Here is a 1528-nt window from a genome sequence, read left to right as displayed (position 1 = left end):
CCTGGAGTTTGCGAAGCCATGAGCTGATGTATGATGATGAATTTCCGATAGTGTTGGTTTCAATCCCGGTATGAGCACACAAAAATGCAGCGCCCATCTCAGCAACCAACTCTTCTTTACTGTACACTTCACTACCGAAGTTTACCCTGAGTACCCCTTCCCTGTTGAGCCTCGACTGATGACCTGTCCAGTGGGACAATTCGTGAAACATCGTGGAATAGTAAGACTCCATATTACGAAAGTATTCTTTTTTGGGTATTGTGATGGTATCTGTACCGGGCGTATAGTACGCCTCCGTACCGTCATTGACGACACATCCTGTCTTTTGAACAAGGTTTTCGCATTCCACGATATCTGCAACGGTCTCTTGCGGTATCGGGTACGTTATTTCCTCGCACTGCTCCACGTTAAATACCGTGTAATAGCGCAATAACGGGTACCTCTTAGAACCTTTTGAAGCGGAACCTGTAATTTTCGTTGAACCTGCTTCCGCCGTTAATTCTGTCTCATTTTTATCAGTGTTCTTGGTAAAGAAGTCGGTAAACTTCCACAAGATAACCGGATAGCCTTTTTCGCCTTTTTTTACGCTTCCATTTAGCTGCCCCGCCTGCTTGAAGGTCAGCCAATAAGGGGCTGAATAGGGAGCCGATTGAAGTATCAGTGTGTTAATCCCTCTGTACGGCTTCTTAGAAATCAGATTCTGCGGCAACCCTGTCGTAAATGGTTTCTTCCACGGAACAACGCCTTTTTCGAGGGCGGCAATAATCCTGTCTGTGATGATTTCGTATACGGACATATGTCCTCCTTTTTTGATAGTTTTTTCCTGAACGGGTTTTTTGGGTTTGATTTGAATCGTTTACATTCCTCGGAGTTCGCTCCGGGGTAGTCTGAGTAGTTGGTTGATTTTTTTCGGATAGACCTACTGATGATTCTTTATGGATATATATTAATTCCTGGCTAACATCAAATAATTAGTCCTGTCGGTAGTAATACATTTCAATATGAAACTAAAAAGTTTTTGTGAACAAAATTTTAAATAAAAGGAGATTTCTATGCTTACTCTATACAAAGCCAATCATAACAAAGCCAATTACAAACTGACTCTATTTGAAGATCGCGCCGATTATGGAGAATATAACCAAACCTATAACAATCAGCTTCATTACCATGTTATTTATGGGGATTTATGCGGTGATTTATCATACAGAGAAGGTATTCTCGAAGAATTTTACGGTGATCAAACTTTTGCTCGCCGCATTGCAAAATTTGTTAGCTCTGGCTATGAGCCCACGGCAGATTTGACAAGGTATAAGTGTGTCGATGTTGTTGATATTTACCTTTGTCTCGCATATTTTTCTTGCATTAATGGTTGGAAAACCAGCGATATTGACGTGTTAAAGAAACACCAAAACATAGCTTATTATTTAGCGATTGACTCCAGCGTTACACGCTGGACCACCAACGATAAAGAGATACTTTCTTTTTGTGATGGTAAAGTTGCGCTTGAGCTTGCAAAGAATTCAGATAA

2 protein-coding genes are annotated in these 1528 nt (G+C 41.0%); one reads left to right on the top strand and one right to left on the bottom strand.

All coding sequences use genetic code 11. The annotated features are described in order from the left end of the window. Nucleotides 1-796, bottom strand: a 796-nt coding sequence (locus tag NT178_18960) for a zincin-like metallopeptidase domain-containing protein (GenBank protein ID MCX5814596.1), incomplete at its 3' end; no start/stop codon positions are given. Between the two features lie 256 nt (nucleotides 797-1052). Here NT178_18960 and NT178_18955 point away from each other — a divergent pair. Beyond that, nucleotides 1053-1528, top strand: a 476-nt coding sequence (locus NT178_18955) for a hypothetical protein (protein ID MCX5814595.1), incomplete at its 3' end; no start/stop codon positions are given.

The sequence above is a fragment of the Pseudomonadota bacterium genome (genome assembly GCA_026388255.1).
GTDB lineage: Bacteria > Desulfobacterota > Syntrophorhabdia > Syntrophorhabdales > Syntrophorhabdaceae > JAPLKB01.
Note: the sequence above shows the minus strand (reverse complement) of the source record. Positions and strands in the feature narration are given on the sequence as shown.